The following is an 18,749-nucleotide window of genomic DNA, read 5'->3' as shown; positions in this document are numbered from 1 at the left end:
GCCTGCGTTCCCCGACCGCCCGCGCTAGGCGCTAGCCTGGGGGCGGACCGATTCCACCGCACCCGCGCTGAAGGAGAGACTCATGGGAAAGATCGCCTGGAAGATTCTGGGTGCCGGCGGCGGCGCCCTGGCCGCGCTCGCCGCGCGCAAGGCCCTCACGCTCGTGTGGGAGAAGTCGATGGACAAGCCGGTGCCGGTCAACCCCGGCGACGAGGACACGGGCCTGGCCGAGGCGCTGGCCTGGACGATCGTCTCCGGCGTGGGCGTGGCGGTCGTGCAGCTCGTCGTGGAGCGCTACGCCATCCAGACCGTGCGCTCGCGGTGGGGCGATCAGGCGCTGCCGAAGAAGCTGCGCGCCGACGCCAACGAGACCGGCGCCGTCTGATCCCAGTCGGACCCGCGGGGGGCGGTCGCACTGCGGTGCGGCCGCCCCCGCGCGCTGTCCGCGCTCGGTCGGGCGGCCGGGCTCAGTCGGACGGCGGCGCGGCTGGCTCAGCCGGGCCCGGGCGAACGGTTGGAGGCCGGCCCCAGCCGGAGGACCGGGCTCAGTCGGACGGCCGGCTCAGTCGGACGGCCGGCTCAGTCGGACGGCCGGCTCAGTCGGACGGCGGCGCGGCGGGGGACTCGGCCCCGCCCAGGATGTCGAGGACCGCGCCCACCTGCGCAGCGCTCAGCTGACCGGGGGCGGAGGCGCCGGCGAGCGCCGCGAACGTGGCGGCGGAGCCGAAGTCGCCGCCGATGAGGCGCGTCGCCCGGCCCAGCTCGCCCATGGAGATGCCGATGACGGGCACCCCCACCCGCGTGCGCGCCCGGTCGAGGGCGGCGAGCACGGCGAGCACGTCGGAGCGGCTGCGCGGCATGACCGCGAACTTCGCGACGTCCGCGCCGGCGCCCTCCATCGCCGCGCACAGCTCCACCAGCCGCTCGGCCGGCGGGGTGCGGGCGAAGTCGTGGAATGAGGCGACTCCCCCGACGCCGGCCTCCCGCGCTCGGGCGAGCAGCCGCGCCGCATCGGCGCGCCGGAACTCGATGTCCACGGCGTCCGGGCCGAGCGCCAGGAGCCCCTCGACGAGCAGTGCGTAGGCGGCGTCGCCCAGCTGCGCCATGCCGCCCTCGGAGTGGGTGCGCACCGTGAGCATGACGGGCAGCTCGCAGCGCTCGCGGAGGAGGGCCAGCCCGGCCGAGGCCGCCTCGAGGGCGGCGCTGCGCGAAGCCCCCTCATCGCCCGCCCGCGGCTCATGCGGTTCGGAGGCGGGCGCCTCGGCCGTGTGCGGCTCGACCGTGTGCGACTGAGGCCCGCCCTGCTCGACGGCCCGGCGCTCGGGACCACCCACTGCTCCGCCCAGCCGCAGCGCAGCGAGGGCGTCGAGGCGCCATTCGAGCGCGTCTGCCTCCGCGGCCGCCTCGAGGCCCGGCAGCAGCGCCGCGAGCTCGTCGATGGAGCGCGGCTGAAGGGGGGCGATGATCGCCGGCCGGCCGGACCGGCCGGCGAAGGGCAGAGGGCGCATGCGCTCAGCGTAGCCGCCCGGCCGAAGCCCGCCGCGGCCTCGGCGGCGCTCAGGCGCCTGCCCCGCCACTGCGCACCTCCGGCGTCGGCACCTCGCCCGGCCCGCGCCTGAGCCGCACCACCGGGGAGGCGGCCTGGCGGTCCGAAAGCCGTTTTCCGCGCACTCGTGGGTAACGATCGCGTAACTCCCGTCACATCCCGCTTATCCACTGGTCAGCCGGGGCCGCGGACGCACCGCCCACGGGGCCCGTGCGGCCGCCTGAACGCCGTTCGCGGGGGCGCCGTCGCACCGCTGGACTATGGTAGCTAGCGAATGACCAGCGCCCGCGAGCCCGCCGCGGTCCCCCGGGGCCGCGTTGCGGCCGCGCCGCCGCCACCGGTTGAACCCGCGACGCGGCCGCGCCCGCTTGCACGGCGCCCCGCCGACAGAAGGGAACACACGTGGCCGTTGTCCGTGCATCGCACCTGTACAAGGTGTTCGGCAGGCGCGAGGCCGAGGTCGTCAAGCGCCTCGAGGCCGGTGAGGACCGCAAGGACCTCGCGAAGCTGGGAACCGCCGCCGTCATCGACGCCTCCTTCGAGGTCGAGCGCGGCGAGATCTTCGTCGTCATGGGCCTGTCCGGCTCGGGCAAGTCGACGCTCATCCGCATGATCAACGGCCTGTGGGCGCCCTCGGCCGGCTCGGTCGAGATCGCGGGCAAGGACATCTCCGCGCTCAACGCGGGCGATCTGCGCCGGGTCCGCCGCGAGAACATCTCCATGGTCTTCCAGCACTTCGCGCTCATGCCGCACCGCACGGTGCGCGAGAACGCCGCCTACGGCCTCGAGATCCAGGGCGTCGACCGCGCCAAGCGCCTCGAGCGGGCCGACCACTGGCTGACGACCGTCGGCCTCGACGGCTGGGGCGACAAGTACCCCAGCCAGCTCTCCGGCGGCATGCAGCAGCGCGTGGGCCTGGCCCGGGCGCTGGCCGCGGAGACGGACATCCTCCTCATGGACGAGGCCTTCTCCGCCCTCGACCCGCTCATCCGCCGGGAGATGCAGGAGCAGCTCATCGAGCTCCAGCAGGAGCTCGGCAAGACGATCGTCTTCATCACCCACGACCTCAACGAGGCCATGTACCTGGGCGACCGGATCGCGGTCATGCGCGACGGGCGGATCATCCAGATCGGCACCGCCGAGGAGATCCTCACCCACCCCGCCGACGACTACGTCGCCTCGTTCGTCCAGGACGTCGACCGCGCCCGCGTGCTCACCGCCGCCTCCGTCATGCGGACCACGGACAACGTCATCATGTCCGGCTCCGGGCCGCGCGTGGCGATCAAGGCCATGCAGGAGCACAGCACCTCCGGCCTCCTCGTGACGGACCGCAACCAGCGGCTGCTGGGCATCATCACGGACCAGGACGCCGTCGACGCCTCGCACGCCGGGGCGAAGGACCTCACGGGCGCCATCCGCACGGAGGGCCTCGTCACCGTCAGCCCCGACACCCCGGTGGCCGACCTGTTCGCGCCGAGCACCGCCTCGCCGGTGCCGCTGTGCGTCGTCGACGACGAGGGGCGGCTCGTGGGCGTGGTGCCCCGCGTCAACCTGCTCACCTCCATGGCGAGCACCTCGCCGCACACGGGAGAGCTGCCCAGCGTGACCGAGCTGGGCGAGGACACCGCCGGTACCCGCGATGAGGAGGCCCGCGCATGAACCCGCTGAATCCGCGCATCCCGCTGGGCGAGTGGGCCGATGATTTCATCACCTGGTTCCAGTCAGCGTTCTCCTGGCTGCTCGACTTCGTCAGCCTCGTCCTGCAGGGCATGTACACGGGGCTGTTCGCCGTGCTCTCCGGGCCGCTGTTCATCGTCATGCTCTTCGTCTTCGCCGCGCTCGCGTGGCTGGCGGTGGGCGTGCGCCGCGGCTGGAAGCTCGCGCTGTTCACGTTCATCGGCTTCTACATCATCCGCGCCCTCGACCAGTGGGACAACGCGATGTCGACGCTTGCGCTCGTGCTCGTCGCGGTCGTCATCGCGCTCGTCATCGCACTGCCGCTGGGCGTGTGGGCGGCGAAGTCCCGGGCGGTCTCGCGCATCGTGCGGCCCATCCTCGACTTCATGCAGTCGATGCCGGCGCTGGCCTACCTGGTCCCCGCGATCGTCATCTTCTCCGTGGGCCAGGTGCCCGGCGCCATCGCGACGATCATCTTCGCGCTGCCCCCCGGTGTGCGCTTCACCGAGCTCGCCATCCGCCAGGTCGACGGCGAGGTCGTCGAGGCCGCGCAGGCGTTCGGCGCCTCGCCCTCGCACATCCTCTTCCGCGTCCAGCTGCCGCTGGCGCTGCAGACGATCATGGCCGGCATCAACCAGGTCATCATGCTCGCCCTGTCCATGGTCGTCCTCGCCGGCATGGCCGGTGCGGAGGGCCTGGGCGGCGCCGTCATCGAGTCGATCGGCTCGCTCGACGTGGGCCTGGGCATCGAGGCCGGCCTCGCGGTCGTCATCCTCGCCATCTTCCTGGACCGCGTGACCGCAGCCCTCGGCAGCAAGGGCCCCGGGGCCCGCGCCGGGCGCTGACCCGCACTCACAGACCACCGCAAACAGAAGGAGAGACCATGAAGTTCCGCACTCTGACGAAGACCGGCGCAGCACTCGCCGCTTCCGTCCTCGCCCTCAGCGCCTGCGGCGCATCGAACTCCGGCGGCGATTCCGGCTCTGGTTCGAGCGACGACTCGTCCAGCTCCGGCGACTCGCAGGACTGGGCGGACTGCACGCCCGGCACGGACTCCAAGGACGTGTCCTCGGAGCAGGACGACGACAACAAGAAGCTCACGATCGGCGCCTTCAACGGCTGGGACGAGTCGTTCGCCGCCGCGCACCTCATGAAGAAGGCCCTCACGGACAAGGGCTACACCGTGGAGATCAAGAACTTCGACGCGGCCCCCGGCTACACCGCGGTGGCCAACGGCGACGTGGACTTCCTCATGGACGGCTGGCTGCCGCAGACCCACGCCGACTACATCAAGAAGTACGGCGACAAGCTCGATGCACAGGGCTGCTGGTACAACAACGCCAAGCTCACGATCGCGGTGAACAAGGACTCGAAGGCCAAGACCATCGAGGACCTCAAGTCCATGGGCGGCGAGTACGGCAACACGATCTACGGCATCGAGGCCGGTGCCGGCCTGACGAAGGCCGCGAAGGCCGCCGTCAAGGACTACGACCTGTCCGATATGAACCTCAAGGTCTCGTCCACCCCGGCGATGCTCGCGCAGCTGAAGAAGTCCACAAGCGCCAACAAGGACGTCGCCGTCACGCTGTGGCGCCCGCACTGGGCCTACGCCGCGTTCCCCGTGCGCGACCTCGAGGACCCCAAGGGCACCATGGGCAAGGCCGAGGTGATCTACAACTTCTCGAAGAAGGGCTTCGCCGACTCCAACCCCAAGGTCGCGCAGCTGCTGAAGAACCTCGTGCTCGACGACAAGAACCTCTCGAGCCTGGAGAACGTCATGTTCTCCGACTCGAAGTACGCCGGCAAGCAGAACGACAAGGCCGTCGACGAGTGGGTCAAGGACAACCCGGACTTCCTCAAGGACTGGGAGGCCGGCAAGCTCGCCGAGAGCAAGTGAGCGAGCGCCGAGCCCGTTGGCTCGGCCGCGTCCCGCGCGCAGGGGCGGCCGCTGCATCCGCAGCAGGCCGCCCCTGCGGCGTCTGCCGTTCCCGTTGCGCGCTGACGCACGCTCCAGCGGCGCGCGCCCATGCCCGCATGCGCATTGGTCGATGCCGTGCCCGCCGTCCTAGCCTCGGTGCCACCAGGCCGCGCAGACCGGTGCGGCCGGCACTGAAGGAGAAGAGCATGCAGGTGAGGAACTCGCTGCGGTCGCTGAAGAACATGCCCGGCGCCCAGGTGGTGCGCCGGCGCGGCCGGACCTACGTCATCAACAAGAAGAACCCGCGCTACAAGGCCCGCCAGGGCTGAGCGCGAGCGCGGCGCTCACATCCGCAGCCAGGCCTCGCGCGCCGGCCGCAGGAGGGCGCCGAGCTCCTCGGCCTCGCCCAGCCACGCCACGGACCCGCCCTCCGGGGCGGTGCACGCATCGGAGACGAGCACCAGGTCGAAGCCCAGGGTGAGCGCGGCCAGGGCGGTCTCGCGCAGCGCCCCGCCCTCGTCGGCGCCCGCCAGCACGATCCTGTCGATGCCCATCTCCTCGAGGCCGGGGGCCAGGTCCTCGACACCGTCGAACGCATCGGCCACCGGGGAGGCCAGCACCAGGTCCTCGGGGCCGGGCGACGCCGAGGCGCGGGGCGCCTCGGGCGCGGCAGCCGCCTCGCCCTGGCCCGCGGGGGCGCCCGCGTCCTCCCCCGGCGCGGGCACCGCGGGCTCCTGGGCGGGGGCGGTGGCGAAGACGACGACGCCCTGCGCGGTCCGGGCGCGGCGCAGCAGCAGGGCGAGCGGTTCGGCGGCGGCCGCCGCGGCGTGGGCGTTGACGAAGACGAGCGCATCCATGGGCTTAGCATGGCACAGGGCTCACCCGGGCCCGCGTGCCCGACCGGGCCGGCCCGCGCCGTTCGCGCGCCCCACCGTACGCCGCTCACCAGGAGGGGACCCATGGCACACCCGCGCTACCCGTACCGCCACAGCGCGCCGGACCGCATCATGGGCCACGCGGACATGTTCGTGCTCTACGACGGCAGCACGGTGGCTGCGGACATGAAGTCGATCGACGCCGCCGCCGATGCGTTCGACGCCGCCCTGGTGCACCCCGATTCGCACGCGTTCCTCTGGATCGACCTCCTCCAGCCCTCCCACGAGGACCTCGATGAGCTCGCCTCCCGGTTCGGGCTCCACCCACTGGCGGTCGAGGACGCGATCGAGGCCCACCAGCGGCCCAAGTTCGAACGCTACGGGGCCACGGACTTCATGGTGCTGCGGCCCGCCGCCCTCACCATCAACAAGCGCCCGGCCGACGGCGAGGACCCGGCCCGGCCGGACTTCTCCGTCGAGGTCGGGGAGACGCACGCGTTCATCGGCGACCGCTTCCTCATCGTCATCCGCCACTCGCCCCGGGACGACGATGCGAAGGTCCGCGACGCGTTCGAGGCCGATCCCCGCTTCGCGGCATTTCCGCAGTTCTCCGCGCTCTACCGGCTCCTCGACCACGTCGTGGACTGCTACGGGCCGATCATCCGCATGCTCGAGGACTTCTCCGACAGCCTGGAGGAGCAGATCTTCACCGGCACCCCGGCGCGCTCGAAGGACGTCTTCCAGCTCTCGCGCGGGATCATCGAGGTCGAGCGCGCCGTCTCCCCGCTCACCGACCTCATGGCCGCGCTGTTCGCGACGCTCAAGGAGCAGGGCGCCCCGGACGAGCTCATGCGCGGCATGCGCGACGTCGCCGACCACGTCCGGGCCTCCGCCGAGCACCTCGAGCGGCTGCGCTCCCTGCTGCGCGAGATCTTCACCGTCAACGCGACGATGATCTCCGAGCAGCAGAACGAGGACATGCGGCGGATGAACGAGCTGTCCATCCAGCAGAACGAGCAGATGAAGAAGATCTCCGCGTGGGCCGCCATGCTCTTCTTCCCCAGCCTGGTCGCGGGCACGTACGGCATGAACTTCGAGCACATGCCGGAGCTGCACTGGGCGCTGGGCTACCCGTTCGCGATCGCGCTCATGGTGGCCGGCTGCGCCGTGCTGTGGCGGATCTTCAAGAAGGTCGGCTGGCTCTGAGCCGGCCGAGCTCCGCCGCGCCCAGACCGCGGGCGGCGGCGGCCTGAGACGGACCGCGCGGCCACCGGCGATGCCCTACATTGGGGCCATGGCAACGACGACATTCCGCGCCCTCACCGGCGCCGGCACCCCCGCGCTCGGCACGTTCATCTGCGACTTCATGACCCCCGGGATCGCCACGATCTGCGCGCGGGCCGGGGCGGACTGGGTGCTCTTCGACCTCGAGCACTCCGGGTACGGCCTCGATGCGGCCCGGCCCTGCCTCCAGGTCGCCGGGGCGGAGGAACTCGCCGCGTTCGTGCGCGTGCCCGGGACCCAGCAGCACCTCGTGGCCACGGCGCTCGACGCCGGGGCGCAGGGCATCATGGTCCCCTACGTGAACTCGGCGCGCCAGGCGGAGCAGCTCGTGGGCTGGATGAAGTACCCGCCGCTGGGCACCCGCGGGTCCGCGTTCGGCATGTCCCACGACCGGTACGCCCCGGGGCTGCCGGGCCAGAAGCAGGCCGCGGCGAACGCGGACACGGTCTTCCTGCCCCAGATCGAGACGCCCGAGGCCGTCGCCGCCGCGGCGGACATCGCGGCCGTCGACGGCGTGGACGTGCTCTTCGTGGGCCCGCTCGACCTCAGCACGAACCTGGGCTTCCCCGGTGACTTCGCCGCCGAGCCCGTCGTCGCGGCGCTGGAGACCGTGGCCGGAGCCGCCCGCGCCGCCGGCAAGGCCGCGGGCATCTTCGCGGCCACCGACCAGCTGGCCGACCTCGCCGTGGACCTGGGCTACACCGTCATCTCGCACTCCGCGGACGTCGCGGTCTTCGGCCGGGCGCTGGCGTCCGGCATGGACCGGATCCGCGCGCGGGCCTGAACCCGCCTCAGCTCTGCGGCCGGCGCGGGCCCGCACCCGCCTGGCTGGGCCGGCGCGGGCCTCAGAGCTGCGGCGGCGGGGCGATCGACTTGCCGGCGATCCTGCTGTGCTCGACGATGACCTTCGACATCTCCTTCGAGGCCGTGTCCGTCTGGGGCGCGCGGGCGTCGATCGAGACCGAGTAGAGCTTGCCGCCCTTGAACACCGCTGCGCGCAGCGAGACGAGCCGGGTGGGCACGCCGTAGGCCTGCGGGTCCTTCTTCGTGAGGTCCGCGGCATAGGCCCACGCCGCCCCGCCGTCGATCGCGGACTTCCGCTGCGAGGTGATCGTGTTCGTCGGGCTGTCGTTCTTGTACCGCGCCGTGCTGTCGATGGCCTTCGCGGCGGAGTCCTCGAACGCCGGCATGCACAGCACGCCCACGAACGCGTCGCTGAGCTTGTTCGGATTCTTGCGGAACGAGCGCGAACCGCTGCCGCCCATCTCGTTGTGCACCCACGCCTTGGGCACGACGAGGTCGACGCGGACGGGGCAGTACTCGCCGAAGTCGCCGTGGACGGGCGCGTAGCCGTCCGGCACCACGTCCCCCGGCGCGGTGGGCGGCGGCGGGGGGCCTGCCGTCTCCTGCAGGCCCAGCCGCAGGGGGCCGCCCGCACCGTCCTCCGTGCGCACGCCGATCGCGCCGCACCCGGTGAGCAGGAGCGCGGCCGCGCACGCGGCGCCCACCGCCGTGCCCCTGCGCCTCATCGCCGCGGCTCCCCGTCCGCGGGCCCCCGCCGGTCCGCGGCGTTGTGCGGATCCGCGGTGCCGCGCTGGCCTGCGGTGCCGTGCTGGTCCGCAGTGCCGTGTTCAGGCGCAGTCGGCTGCGCAGGCGCAGTGCCCTGCCAAACGGCGGCGCCCGGCCAAGCGGCGGCGCCCTGAGCCCCGGGGTCGGCCGGCGCTTCGGGGCCGCCGAGGTGCGCCGGCGGCTGCGCGGGCCGGCGCGGGTATTCGCCCTGCGGGCCGGGCACGTGGGTGCCCGGACCGGTGCCCTGCACAGGCGCCGAGGCGGGCCGCGGTGCACCGGGCTGTGCCGTGCCGGCCTGCGCGGCTCCGGGCTGTGCTGTGCCGGCCTGCGGTGCTCCCGCACCGGGGCCGCCGTAGCCCGGCGGCGGGGCGAAGCGCTCGTGACCGGCGGGCCCGGCCGCCCGGGGCGCGCGGGCACCGGGGGCCGAGCCCCCGCCGAACACACCCTGGTCGCCGGACGCGCCCTGGCCGCCGGACACGGGAACGGATGGGGCGGAAGGCTCGCCCGGTCCCTGGTGGCCCGGGGCGCCGAAGGTCTCCCCTGTCGTCGTGTCGCGCAGCTGGCCGTCGACCATCTGCAGGCGCCGCTTAGAGGTCCGCCGGGGGGTGCCGAGGATGCGGCCGGCCCGCTGCGCATCGCGCGGGCTGCGCGGCGGCGCGACCTGCTCCCCGGCGCGCTGCGCCCCGGCCTCGCGGGCGGGATCGTCGGCGAGCACCGGCAGCAGCACGCGCACGCTCGTCCCGACGCCCTCCTGGCTGAAGAGCTCGACCGAGCCGCCGTGGCGGGCGATGATCGCGCGCACAAGCGAGAGGCCCATGCCCGAGCCCGCGACGCTGCGCACCCGCGCGCCCCGCGAGAGCTCCTCCCACACGCCCTCCTGCTCGTCGACGGGGATGCCGGCGCCGGTGTCGGCGACCTCGATGACGACCCAGCGGTAGCCGTCGATGACCTGCTCGTTGGCGCGCAGCTCCACGACGTCCGTGTCCGCCGAGTACTTGAGCGCGTTGCCCAGCAGGTTGAGCACAGCGGAGAGCAGCAGGTCCTCCTCGCCGGCCACGTCGGGCAGCTTCCACGGCGCGCGGGCCACCGTCGCCACGATCATCCGGTCCTCGGCCCCGGGGGCCGTGCGGGCGTCCTCGACCGCCTGGTGGATGAGGCTGTCCGTGTCGACGCGGCGGTAGTCGAGCTGGCGCGATTCGACGTCGGCGAGCTTGCGCAGGTCCGCGAGCAGGCGCGCCACGCGCCGGCTCGACGAGTCGATCTGGCGCACGGCGGGCAGCATCTCCGGTGGGGCGCCCGCCCCGTCGCCCACCGCCTCGCGCACGGTGGCCGCCGAGGTGCGCAGCGCTGTGAGCGGGTTCTTCAGCTCGTGGTCGAGGCGGATGAGCATGCGATTGCGCTTGGCCGTGGCCTCGCGCTCGGCCTCCGTGCGCACCTGCTCGCGCAGCGCGGCGTCGGCACGGCGGCGGCGGCGGCGCAGCCAGAGCCAGGCCCCGACCGCCAGCCCGGCGAGGACCAGCAGGACCACGAGGAGCAGCCAGCCGCGCACTTCGAGGACGACGAAGCTGTTCATGCGTCGTCCAGCGAGTCGGCGCCCGCGACCTCGGCGATGAAGCGGTACCCCTTTCCCTGCACGGTGGCGATCCAGCGCGGCTCGGCCGCGTCCTCGCCGAGCACCCGGCGCAGCTCGGCCACGCGGGAGTCCACGGCGCGCGTGCCCACCGCGTCGTCGAAGCCCCAGAGCACCTCGAGGAGGCGGCTGCGCTCGATCAGCTCGTCCTGGTGGACCATGAGGTATTCGAGCAGCGTGAAGCCCTTGGGGGTGATGACGAGCTCGCGCTCGCGCAGCCATGCCCGGCGCCCCACCCGGTCGACCTTCAGCCCGAAGGTCGACACGAGCACGGACGCGGTGGCCAGCGGGGGCCCGCCGCTGCGGGTGCGCCGCAGCACGGCGCGCACGCGCGCCACGAGCTCGTGGGGGTCGAACGGCTTGTTCAGGTAGTCGTCGGCGCCCTCCTCGAGCGCCATCGCGCGCTCGACCGCCTCGCCCACCTGGGTGAGCAGCAGCACCGGCACCCAGTTCTGCTCGCGGCGCAGCGTGCGCAGCACCTCGCGGCCGTCGGCGCCGGGCATGAGCACGTCGAGCACGCACGCGTCGGGGCCGTGGCGGCGGATCTCGTCGAGGGCCAGCCGGCCGTCCGGTGCGCTGATGACGCGGAATCCCGAGCGCGAGAGGAACGGCACGATCGAGCCGAGCACGTCCGGCTCGTCGTCGGCCACGAGGACGAGGGGGCGGTCATCGGTCTGGGCTCCGGCGCTCATAGTCCCTCGGATTGATCGGCGGCAGGCGGCCGCGGCGGTGGGCAACTCGACACCGTCATCATAGCCACAGCGCACGCGGCCGGGCCCGGGGATGCCCGTGCCCTCCCGGCACGGCGGTCGCGCCCCGTCCCCGCCCGATCCCGGTTAGCCCCGCTCGTCGGGCTCGCTGGCCTGACCCTCCGGCAGGCACACCGCGGGCGAGGAGCCGCCGGCCGTGGGGCGTGCGCCCGCACCCGCGTCGCCGTCGCCGTCGGCGTCACCGTCGCCGTCGGTCCGGGGCTCCGCCCGGCTTCGATCGGCGGTCGGGTCCTGGACGACGGCACGGTCCTGTGCCTCGGCACCATCCTGGTCGGCGGCGCGGTGCTGGTCGCCTGCGCGGTCCTGTGCTTCGGCGGAGTCCTGCGCGTCTGCGAGGTCCCGTGCCTCATCGGCCTCGGCACGCTCCTGGGCCGCGGCCCGCTCGCGGGACTCCGCGCGGGCGACAGCATCGGCGAGGTCGTCGCGGAAGAGCAGGGACGAGCGCAGGTGCTTCGTCCGGTAGCCGGCGCGGCCCACCATGTGCACGCCCACCGGGGTGGTCCCCATCTGGAACAGCACGATGACGATGAGGGAGGACACGGTCGCCCAGTGCGGATTCTGCAGCGCGGCCCCCAGCAGGATGAGCAGCAGGCCCAGGATCTGCGGCTTCGCGGCCGCGTGCATGCGGGAGAGGAGATCGGGGAAGCGCATGAGGCCGATCGCCGCGCACACGCTGAGCAGCGCGCCGGCGAGGATGCAGATGAGGGAGACGATGTCGGCGATCATGGGCGCTGCCCCTCCGGTCCGGCGGCACCGGTTCCGGCGGCATCGGGGCCCACCTCATCCGGGCCGGCCGCGTCCGGACCGACCTCGTCCGGCTGCCCGCCCGCCGGGGCCGAGGCGCCCGGGGCCTCCCCCGCGCCCTCGGGGCCGGCGCAGTCGGCACCGGTGTCCGAGCCCTCGGCGGGGGCCTCGGCCTCGGCCGGCAGCGCGGGCTCGTCGTCGAAGACGGGCCGGCCGCGGGCATCGCGGGGCCGCGCCTCACCGGGGGCCGGCAGCTCATCGCCGGCGACCTCGGACCGGCCCCCGGTGCCGTTGAGCAGGCGGCCCGCGGCGCTGAGCGCGGCATCGTCCTGCGCATCGTCGGCCGCGTGGCGGGTGACGTAGCGAGAGACGCCCACCGAGCCGATGAAGCCCAGTGCGGCGATGACGAGCATGACGGGCAGCAGGTCGACCCTGCCGTCGATCGCGACCACCGCGCCGATCCCGCAGAGCAGGGTGGCCAGCAGCACATCGGTGCCGATCATGCGGTCGAGGATGCTGGGCCCGCGGATGATGCGCACCACCGCGAGGACGGTCGCCGCGGAGAACAGCAGCCCGATGACGGGCCCGGCCCAGGCCAGCAGCGCGGGGTCGATGAGCAGGGTCTCCTCCGTCATGGCCGCTCACCTCCGCCGCGACGCCCGGCGGCGCCCCGGCGCCCGCGCAGCGAGCTGGCCTCGCTCACGGTCTTCAGGCCGTTCTCCGCGCGCCAGTCGTTGAGCACCTGCAGATCGTGGGCGGAGCCGATCGCCGCGACGACGAGCAGCTCGATGCGGTGGGTCTGGGCCCGCACCTTGGCGATGTCGGCCTCCGAATCGCAGCCGAGCGCGTGCATGTAGAGCACCGAGCTCGCGCGGTCGGCTTCGACGACGAACGAGCCGGGGATGAGGCTGGCGACCTGGGCGATGACGGTGAGCACGAGGTCGGAGCGCACGTGCAGCGTGACGGCGACGACGGACGAGGCCGGCATCCGGCCCGGCCGGATCGCGGCCCACGCCACCTCGGCCGATGCCGTGACCAGGGAGTAGGCGAACCACACCACGAACACCGCGAACCGCCAGACGTTGAAGCGGCCGGAGAGCTCGAACGCCGGCAGGTAGAAGGCCCGGGTGACGCCGAAGCTCACGATGATGCCGGTGAGCACGGTCATGGGGGTCACGGCCTCCCAGAGCATGACCCACAGCGCGACGAGCACGGTGATGAGCAGGAGCTGGCGCAGCGCGCGCACTGCGCGCTCGCGGCCCCGCACGGCTGCCTCAGCCATCTGAGCCTCCCCGCTGGGCGTCCTCGATGACCTGGCCCGAGCCGTTGTCCGGCGCCTCGACCGCATCCGGGCCGAGCACCTGCTCGGCATAGGCGCCGGGATTGTGGAGGTTCTCCGCGGCGCGGGTCGACAGGGCCCACAGCGGCCCGGCGAAGACCGTCAGCGCCACGCTCACCGCGACCATGGCGGCGGTGGGCAGCACCATCGTCAGCGGCAGCCGGGCCGGGGCGGCCTGCTGCGGGACGGTGTCGATGGCCGGCGCGATGGGCGCCTCGGGCACCGGCCGGCCCTGCTCCCCGGCGTGCTTCTCCGCCCGGCGGCGCAGGGCCTGCTGGCGCGAGCGCGACTCGCGCAGGTGGGCCATCTCGTCCACGAGCTCCGGGGTGGGCTCCTCGACCTGGTCCGGGTCGCGCCAGAAGGCGAGGTTCCAGGTCCGGCCGATGACGTAGAGCGTGAGGAGGCTGGTGAGCGCGCCGGCGGCGATGAGCGCATAGTTGAGCCAGTCGCCGCCCTCGGCGCCGGCCTGGAACAGCGCGACCTTGCCGATGAACCCGCTGAACGGGGGGATCCCGGAGAAGTTGAGGCCGGGCACGAAGAAGAGCACCGCGAGCAGCGGGGAGAGCAGGGCCAGGCCGCCGAGCCGCCGGGTGGACGTGGTGCCGGCCCGCTGCTCGACGAGGCCCACGGCCAGGAAGAGCGCGGTCTGGACGATGATGTGGTGGACCGTGTAGAACAGCGCGGCCGCGAGCCCGGCCACCGTCCCCATCGCCACGCCGAACAGCAGGTAGCCGATGTGCGAGACCAGCGTGAAGGAGAGCATGCGCTTGATCTCCGTCTGCGCGATGGCGCCCAGGATGCCCACGATCATCGTGAGTCCCGCGACGACGAGCAGCGGCACGCGCAGGTTCGAGGCGATGAAGATGACCGTCTCCGTGCGGATGATCGCGTAGATGCCCACCTTCGTCAGCAGCCCCGCGAACACGGCGGTCACCGGGGCGGGCGCGGTGGGATAGGAGTCCGGCAGCCAGAAGGACAGCGGGAAGACCGCGGCCTTGATGCCGAAGCCCAGGAGCAGCGCGATGTGGAGGATGAGCTGGACATCGGCGGGCAGCTGGTCGAGGCGCTGGGAGAGCTGGGCCATGTTCACGGTGCCGGTCGCCGCGTAGACGAGCGCGATCGCGACGAGGAACACGAGCGAGGAGACGAGCGAGATGACGATGTAGGTCGCGCCCACGCGGATGCGGTCGGCCGTCGCGCCGAGGGTGAGCAGCACATAGGAGGCCGCGAGCAGCATCTCGAAGCCCACGTAGAGGTTGAACAGGTCGCCTGCGATGAAGGCGTTGGCCACCCCCGCGCACAGGATGAGGTAGGCCGGGTTGAACACGCTCACCGGCGTCTCGCGGCTGGTGTCGGCCATCTCCTGGCCCACGGCGTAGAGGAGGACGCCGAGCGTCACGATCGTCGAGACGACGAGCATGAGGGCGGAGAGGCGGTCGACGACGAGGGCGATGCCGAACGGCAGCTGCCAGCCGCCCACGGCGACCACCTGGGTGCCGCCGGAGTCGACGCCCACGAGCAGCACGATGCCGATCGCGAGCACGGCGGTGAGGGTGCCGACCGTGACCGCGTTCTGCAGGCGCACGCGACCGGCGAACAGCAGCGTGAAGCCCGCGCCCAGCAGGGGCAGCACGACGGGCAGGGGAACGAGGGCTGCGATGCTCACAGGCTCTCCCCCCTCTCCTGGGACCCCGAGGCGCTGTCCGAGTCCCGGCCGACACCGGGTTCCGGCGCGGCGCCGGGCTCGGGCGCCGGCCCGTCCGCCCCGCCGGCGGCGTGCGCGGGCTCGGCCTCGTCGTCGAGCGCGGCCTCGTGATCGAGGGCCGAGTCGCGCTCGGCGGGGGTGCCGTCGCGGTCGACGTCCGGGGCGCCGGGCACGGGGTTCTCCGCCTCGTCGCCGAATTCGGTGTCCTCCTGGTCCACGCCGGTGCCGGCCTCCTCCTGCGAGCCCCGGCCCTTCGTCACGGCCACGCGGATGTCCTCGAGGTCGTCGTCGATGTTCTCGCGGCGCACGAGCCTCCAGGAGCGGTAGATGAGCGCCAGCAGGAACGCCGTCATGGCGAACGTGATGACGATGGCGGTGAGCACGAGCGCGTGGGGCAGGGGATCGCTCATGCCGTCGGTGCTCAGGTCCTTGCCATCGGTGATGGGGGGCCGGCCGGCCCTGCCGCCGGTGAGGACGATGAGGATGTTGGCCCCGTTGCCGAAGAGCAGGAAGCCCAGCAGGACGCGCGTGAGCGAGCGGTCGAGCATGAGGTAGGCCCCGCAGGCGAAGAGGACGCCCATGGTCAGCAGCATGACGAACGGCGGGGTCACAGCCGGCCCCCATCCGAGCCGGGCGCGAGGTCGAGGCTGTCGACCTCGCCGAGCAGCTCGTGCAGCCGCTCCTCGTGCGGAGCGTCGGCGACCTCGCTGATCGTCTGCGCGAGCGCCTCCTCGTCCGCCTCCTGGTAGAGGTCGACCTGGGCGCCCAGGCTGCGCAGGATGTCGAGCATGAGGCCCACGACGATGAGGTAGACGCCGATGTCGAAGATCGTCGAGGTGCCGAACGACAGGTGGCCCAGCAGCGGCACGTCGAAGGCGAGGTACTCGGACTGGAGGACGCTGTCGCCCCACACGAAGCCTCCGAGCGCCGTGAGGGCGACGATCGCCATGCCGAAGCCCAGCAGGCGCCCCGCATCGACGTGCGCGGCCTCCGCGAGCTCGTAGCGCCCGCCGGCCAGGTAGCGGGCGATGAGCGCGAGGCCCGCCACCAGTCCGGCAGCGAAGCCGCCGCCGGGCATGTTGTGGCCGGCGAAGAGGAGGTAGACGGAGAAGACCATCATGGGGTGGAACAGCAGCCGGACGATGACCTCGAGGATGATCGAGCGGTTGCGGGGGGCCAGCGTGCGCCCGGCCAGCAGCCATGCGCTGCGCCCGCCGGCCTCCTGCGCCGAATCGGAGGCCTCCGCGGAGAGCGCCTCGGCGACCGGGGTGAAGCGGCCCGTGCGGCTGAGCTCGGCCGGCGCCTCGAAGCGCTGCAGCTTGCCCTCGCGGCTGCGCACGAAGATGAGGCTCGCGACGCCGGTGGCGGCCACGACGACGACGGAGAGCTCTCCCAGGGTGTCCCACGCGCGGATGTCGACGAGCGTGACGTTGACGATGTTCTTGCCGTGGCCGATCTCGTAGGCGAGGCGGCCGAACTGCTCGGAGATGGGCGCGGCGTCCCGCGCGGCCATCGCCACGGCCGCGACGCCCATCATGAGCGCGCCGAACAGCCCGCCGACGATGGCGCGCATGGTCGGCGAGAAGCGGCCCTCCGATCGGCCGATGCCGGCCGGCAGCCGGCGCAGCACGAGGACGAAGACGACGATCGTGATCGACTCGACGAGGATCTGGGTGAGCGCAAGGTCCGGGGCGCCCTGCGCCGCGAAGAACGCGACCATGCCGTAGCCCGTGACGCCGACGATGACGACGGCGGCGAACCGCTTCGTCGCGACCGTCGCGGCGATCGCGGCGGGGATCATGCACACGGCGATGACGATCTGCGGCCACGAGTCCGCGAAGACGAAGTGCGCGGGCCAGGTGCCGTTGAGCAGCATGGCGAGGCCGATCGTGACGATCGCGACGACGTAGATGACGGCCTGGTAGAAGGGCAGCGAGCCGCGCTGCGTGCGGGCCGTGACCCACGAGGAGACGAACTCGACGCCCTCGACGATGCGGCGGTAGACGCGGTTGGCGCTGGGCAGCTGGGGCGCAGCGGCCTGGAACAGGGAGATCGGCTGGGCCGCCGCGATGAGCACGGCGCCCAGGCCCAGGGTCAGGGCGGAGAGCCACAGCGCCGGCTCGAAGCCGTGCCAGAGCGCCAGGTGGTAGGCCTTGCCCTCGCCGGCGAGCCCGGCCGAATGGGCCGTGACGAGGGGGTCGAGGAGGAAGACGAGCGGGCCGAGCAGCGCGCACAGCCCGGCCAGCAGCACGACGGGCGCCATGAACACCGGCGCGCTCTCGCAGCGCTTGACCGGCTTGACCCCCGGCTTGGAGCCGAAGGCGCCGAAGACGAACCGGGCGGAGTAGGCGACGGTGAGCACGGAGCCCGCGATCGTGCCGATGAGCGCGATGAGCCCCGCCGTGGTGCCCGTCTCGAGCAGGGTGGAGTAGACCGCCTCCTTCGCGGCGAACCCGAGCAGCGGGGGGATGCCCGCCATCGACGCCGCGGCGACCGTGCCGCACACCGCGAGGACGGGGGTGCTGCGCGCCATCCCGGAGAGCTTGCGCAGGTCGCGGGTGCCCACCTGGTGGTCGATGATGCCGACGGTGAGGAACAGGCAGGACTTGAACAGGGCGTGGGAGACGAGCATGGCAAGGGCCGCCGTGGCGGTGTCGCGCGTGCCGAACGCGCTGATGACGATGAGCAGGCCCAGCTGCGAGACGGTGCCGTAGGCGAGGACGAGCTTGAGGTCGAACTGGCGCAGCGCGGTCCAGCCGCCCATGATCATCGTCGTGATCCCGAGCGCCAGCAGCACGGGCAGCCAGCCGGGCATCGTGTGGAAGCCCGGGGCCAGCCGGAGGATGAGGTACACGCCGGCCTTGACCATGGCCGCGGCGTGCAAGTAGGCGCTCACGGGCGTGGGGGCGGCCATGGCGCCGGGCAGCCAGAAGTGGAACGGCACGAGCGCGGACTTCGAGACCGCGCCCACGACGATGAGGAGGACCGCGGTGATGACGAGGCCCGCGTCCGGGCCCCCGCGGTAGCCCGCGGCCACGATCGCGGAGATGCTGCCGGTGCCGTAGACCGCGGAGAGCATGATCATCCCGACGAGCATCGCGAGCCCGCCGAACGTCGTGACGATGAGCGCCTGGAGGGCGGCCTGGCGGGAGGCCTTGCGGCTGGTCGAATGGCCGATGAGGAGGTAGGAGAACACGGTCGTGCCCTCCCAGAAGATGTAGAGGACGAGCAGCTCGTCGGCGATGACGAGGCCGTACATCATGCCCGCGAACGCCATGAGCACGCCGGCGAAGCGGCCGATCGACGGGTCGCCGGGCTCGAAGTAGCGCGCGGAGTAGAGGAAGACGAGCGCGCCCACGCCGGTGACGAGCAGGCTCATCACCCACGAGAGGGGATTCATGCTCAGGCTCATCCCCATGCCCAGCGGCGCGAGCCAGTCGAGCGATTCGCGCACCTCGCCACCGGCGAGCACGGTGGGCGCCACCGCGATCGAGTAGCCCAGGGCCACGGCCGGCACGAGTGCCATGAGGAAGAAGGCGCTGCGGCCCATCCGGGCGAACAGCGGGGGCGCGATGAGGGCGGCGGCGAAGAACGCCGTGATCAGCGCGGTCACTGCCTCACCCCCGGTTCGCAACTGTCGGCAGGTGACATTGTTTCATGCTCGCGGCCCCGCCCCGTCCACCGCGTTCCCA

General features: G+C 72.8%; 18 protein-coding genes. 7 read left to right on the top strand and 11 right to left on the bottom strand.

What is annotated here, in order from left to right; genetic code table 11:
* Positions 1–82 precede the first annotated feature (82 nt).
* Positions 83–385 carry a DUF4235 domain-containing protein gene (locus tag BRM1_RS10860; RefSeq protein WP_160953679.1) on the top strand — a complete coding sequence of 101 codons (303 nt, stop codon included), beginning with the start codon at positions 83–85 and terminating at the stop codon, positions 383–385.
* Between the two features lie 211 nt (positions 386–596).
* Here BRM1_RS10860 and BRM1_RS10855 read toward each other — a convergent pair whose 3' ends face one another.
* Positions 597–1,508: a type I 3-dehydroquinate dehydratase gene (locus BRM1_RS10855; RefSeq protein ID WP_268525840.1), complete on the bottom strand. Its 912-nt coding sequence runs from the start codon at positions 1,506–1,508 to the stop codon at positions 597–599.
* Positions 1,509–1,948: 440 nt separating this feature from the next.
* On the opposite strand from BRM1_RS10855, the gene BRM1_RS10850 reads away from it, so the two are divergent.
* From BRM1_RS10850 to ykgO, 4 genes are all read left to right on the top strand, one after another.
* Entirely contained in the window at positions 1,949–3,205 is a 1,257-nt protein-coding gene (locus BRM1_RS10850; protein ID WP_268525838.1) for a quaternary amine ABC transporter ATP-binding protein, read from the top strand.
* Positions 3,202–4,068 carry an ABC transporter permease gene (locus BRM1_RS10845; RefSeq protein WP_160953682.1) on the top strand — a complete coding sequence of 289 codons (867 nt, stop codon included), beginning with the start codon at positions 3,202–3,204 and terminating at the stop codon, positions 4,066–4,068. Before BRM1_RS10850 ends, BRM1_RS10845 begins: the two co-directional genes overlap by 4 nt.
* A 38-nt stretch (positions 4,069–4,106) precedes the next feature.
* Positions 4,107–5,120 carry a glycine betaine ABC transporter substrate-binding protein gene (locus tag BRM1_RS10840; RefSeq protein ID WP_160953683.1) on the top strand — a complete coding sequence of 338 codons (1,014 nt, stop codon included), beginning with the start codon at positions 4,107–4,109 and terminating at the stop codon, positions 5,118–5,120.
* A 227-nt stretch (positions 5,121–5,347) separates the two neighbouring features.
* Positions 5,348–5,470, top strand: a complete 123-nt coding sequence (gene ykgO / locus BRM1_RS10835; RefSeq protein WP_160953684.1) for a type B 50S ribosomal protein L36 — start codon at positions 5,348–5,350, stop codon at positions 5,468–5,470.
* A 15-nt stretch (positions 5,471–5,485) separates the two neighbouring features.
* Here the strand turns inward: ykgO and BRM1_RS10830 are convergent, their stop codons facing one another.
* Entirely contained in the window at positions 5,486–5,998 is a 513-nt protein-coding gene (locus BRM1_RS10830; RefSeq protein WP_268525833.1) for an isochorismatase family protein, read from the bottom strand.
* A 102-nt stretch (positions 5,999–6,100) separates the two neighbouring features.
* On the opposite strand from BRM1_RS10830, the gene BRM1_RS10825 reads away from it, so the two are divergent.
* Together BRM1_RS10825 and BRM1_RS10820 are read left to right on the top strand one after the other, a co-directional pair.
* Positions 6,101–7,222 carry a magnesium and cobalt transport protein CorA gene (locus tag BRM1_RS10825; protein WP_268525831.1) on the top strand — a complete coding sequence of 374 codons (1,122 nt, stop codon included), beginning with the start codon at positions 6,101–6,103 and terminating at the stop codon, positions 7,220–7,222.
* Between the two features lie 88 nt (positions 7,223–7,310).
* Positions 7,311–8,084 (top strand): HpcH/HpaI aldolase family protein, encoded by a 774-nt coding sequence (locus tag BRM1_RS10820; protein ID WP_160953687.1) that lies wholly within the window; start codon positions 7,311–7,313, stop codon positions 8,082–8,084.
* 61 nt (positions 8,085–8,145) lie between these two features.
* On the opposite strand, the gene BRM1_RS10815 is transcribed toward BRM1_RS10820, so the two are convergent.
* From BRM1_RS10815 to BRM1_RS10775, 9 genes are all read right to left on the bottom strand, one after another.
* A complete protein-coding gene (locus BRM1_RS10815; protein ID WP_268525828.1) occupies positions 8,146–8,829 on the bottom strand; it encodes a hypothetical protein in 684 nt (227 codons plus the stop codon).
* Complete coding sequence (locus tag BRM1_RS10810; protein WP_268525826.1) at positions 8,826–10,442, bottom strand: ATP-binding protein; 1,617 nt, start codon at positions 10,440–10,442, stop codon at positions 8,826–8,828. The genes BRM1_RS10815 and BRM1_RS10810 overlap by 4 nt, the downstream gene beginning before the upstream one ends.
* The gene (locus tag BRM1_RS10805) at positions 10,439–11,191 is read right to left on the bottom strand and encodes a response regulator transcription factor (RefSeq protein ID WP_268525824.1); all 753 of its coding nucleotides are present in this window, start codon (positions 11,189–11,191) and stop codon (positions 10,439–10,441) included. The genes BRM1_RS10810 and BRM1_RS10805 overlap by 4 nt, the downstream gene beginning before the upstream one ends.
* A gap of 144 nt (positions 11,192–11,335) precedes the next feature.
* A complete protein-coding gene (gene mnhG / locus BRM1_RS10800; RefSeq protein ID WP_268525822.1) occupies positions 11,336–11,995 on the bottom strand; it encodes a monovalent cation/H(+) antiporter subunit G in 660 nt (219 codons plus the stop codon).
* Positions 11,992–12,648 (bottom strand): monovalent cation/H+ antiporter complex subunit F, encoded by a 657-nt coding sequence (locus BRM1_RS10795; protein WP_202411002.1) that lies wholly within the window; start codon positions 12,646–12,648, stop codon positions 11,992–11,994. Before BRM1_RS10795 ends, mnhG begins: the two co-directional genes overlap by 4 nt.
* Entirely contained in the window at positions 12,645–13,295 is a 651-nt protein-coding gene (locus BRM1_RS10790) for a Na+/H+ antiporter subunit E (protein WP_160953692.1), read from the bottom strand. Before BRM1_RS10790 ends, BRM1_RS10795 begins: the two co-directional genes overlap by 4 nt.
* The gene (locus BRM1_RS10785; RefSeq protein WP_268525819.1) at positions 13,288–15,018 is read right to left on the bottom strand and encodes a Na+/H+ antiporter subunit D; all 1,731 of its coding nucleotides are present in this window, start codon (positions 15,016–15,018) and stop codon (positions 13,288–13,290) included. The genes BRM1_RS10790 and BRM1_RS10785 overlap by 8 nt, the downstream gene beginning before the upstream one ends.
* Complete coding sequence (locus BRM1_RS10780; RefSeq protein ID WP_268525817.1) at positions 15,015–15,668, bottom strand: Na(+)/H(+) antiporter subunit C; 654 nt, start codon at positions 15,666–15,668, stop codon at positions 15,015–15,017. Before BRM1_RS10780 ends, BRM1_RS10785 begins: the two co-directional genes overlap by 4 nt.
* The gene (locus BRM1_RS10775) at positions 15,665–18,670 is read right to left on the bottom strand and encodes a Na+/H+ antiporter subunit A (RefSeq protein ID WP_268525816.1); all 3,006 of its coding nucleotides are present in this window, start codon (positions 18,668–18,670) and stop codon (positions 15,665–15,667) included. The genes BRM1_RS10780 and BRM1_RS10775 overlap by 4 nt, the downstream gene beginning before the upstream one ends.
* Between the last annotated feature and the right edge of the window lie 79 nt (positions 18,671–18,749).

The sequence above is a fragment of the Brevibacterium sp. BRM-1 genome, from assembly GCF_026802075.1.
GTDB lineage: Bacteria > Actinomycetota > Actinomycetes > Actinomycetales > Brevibacteriaceae > Brevibacterium > Brevibacterium rongguiense.
This window is presented reverse-complemented; position numbering and strand designations above follow the sequence as displayed.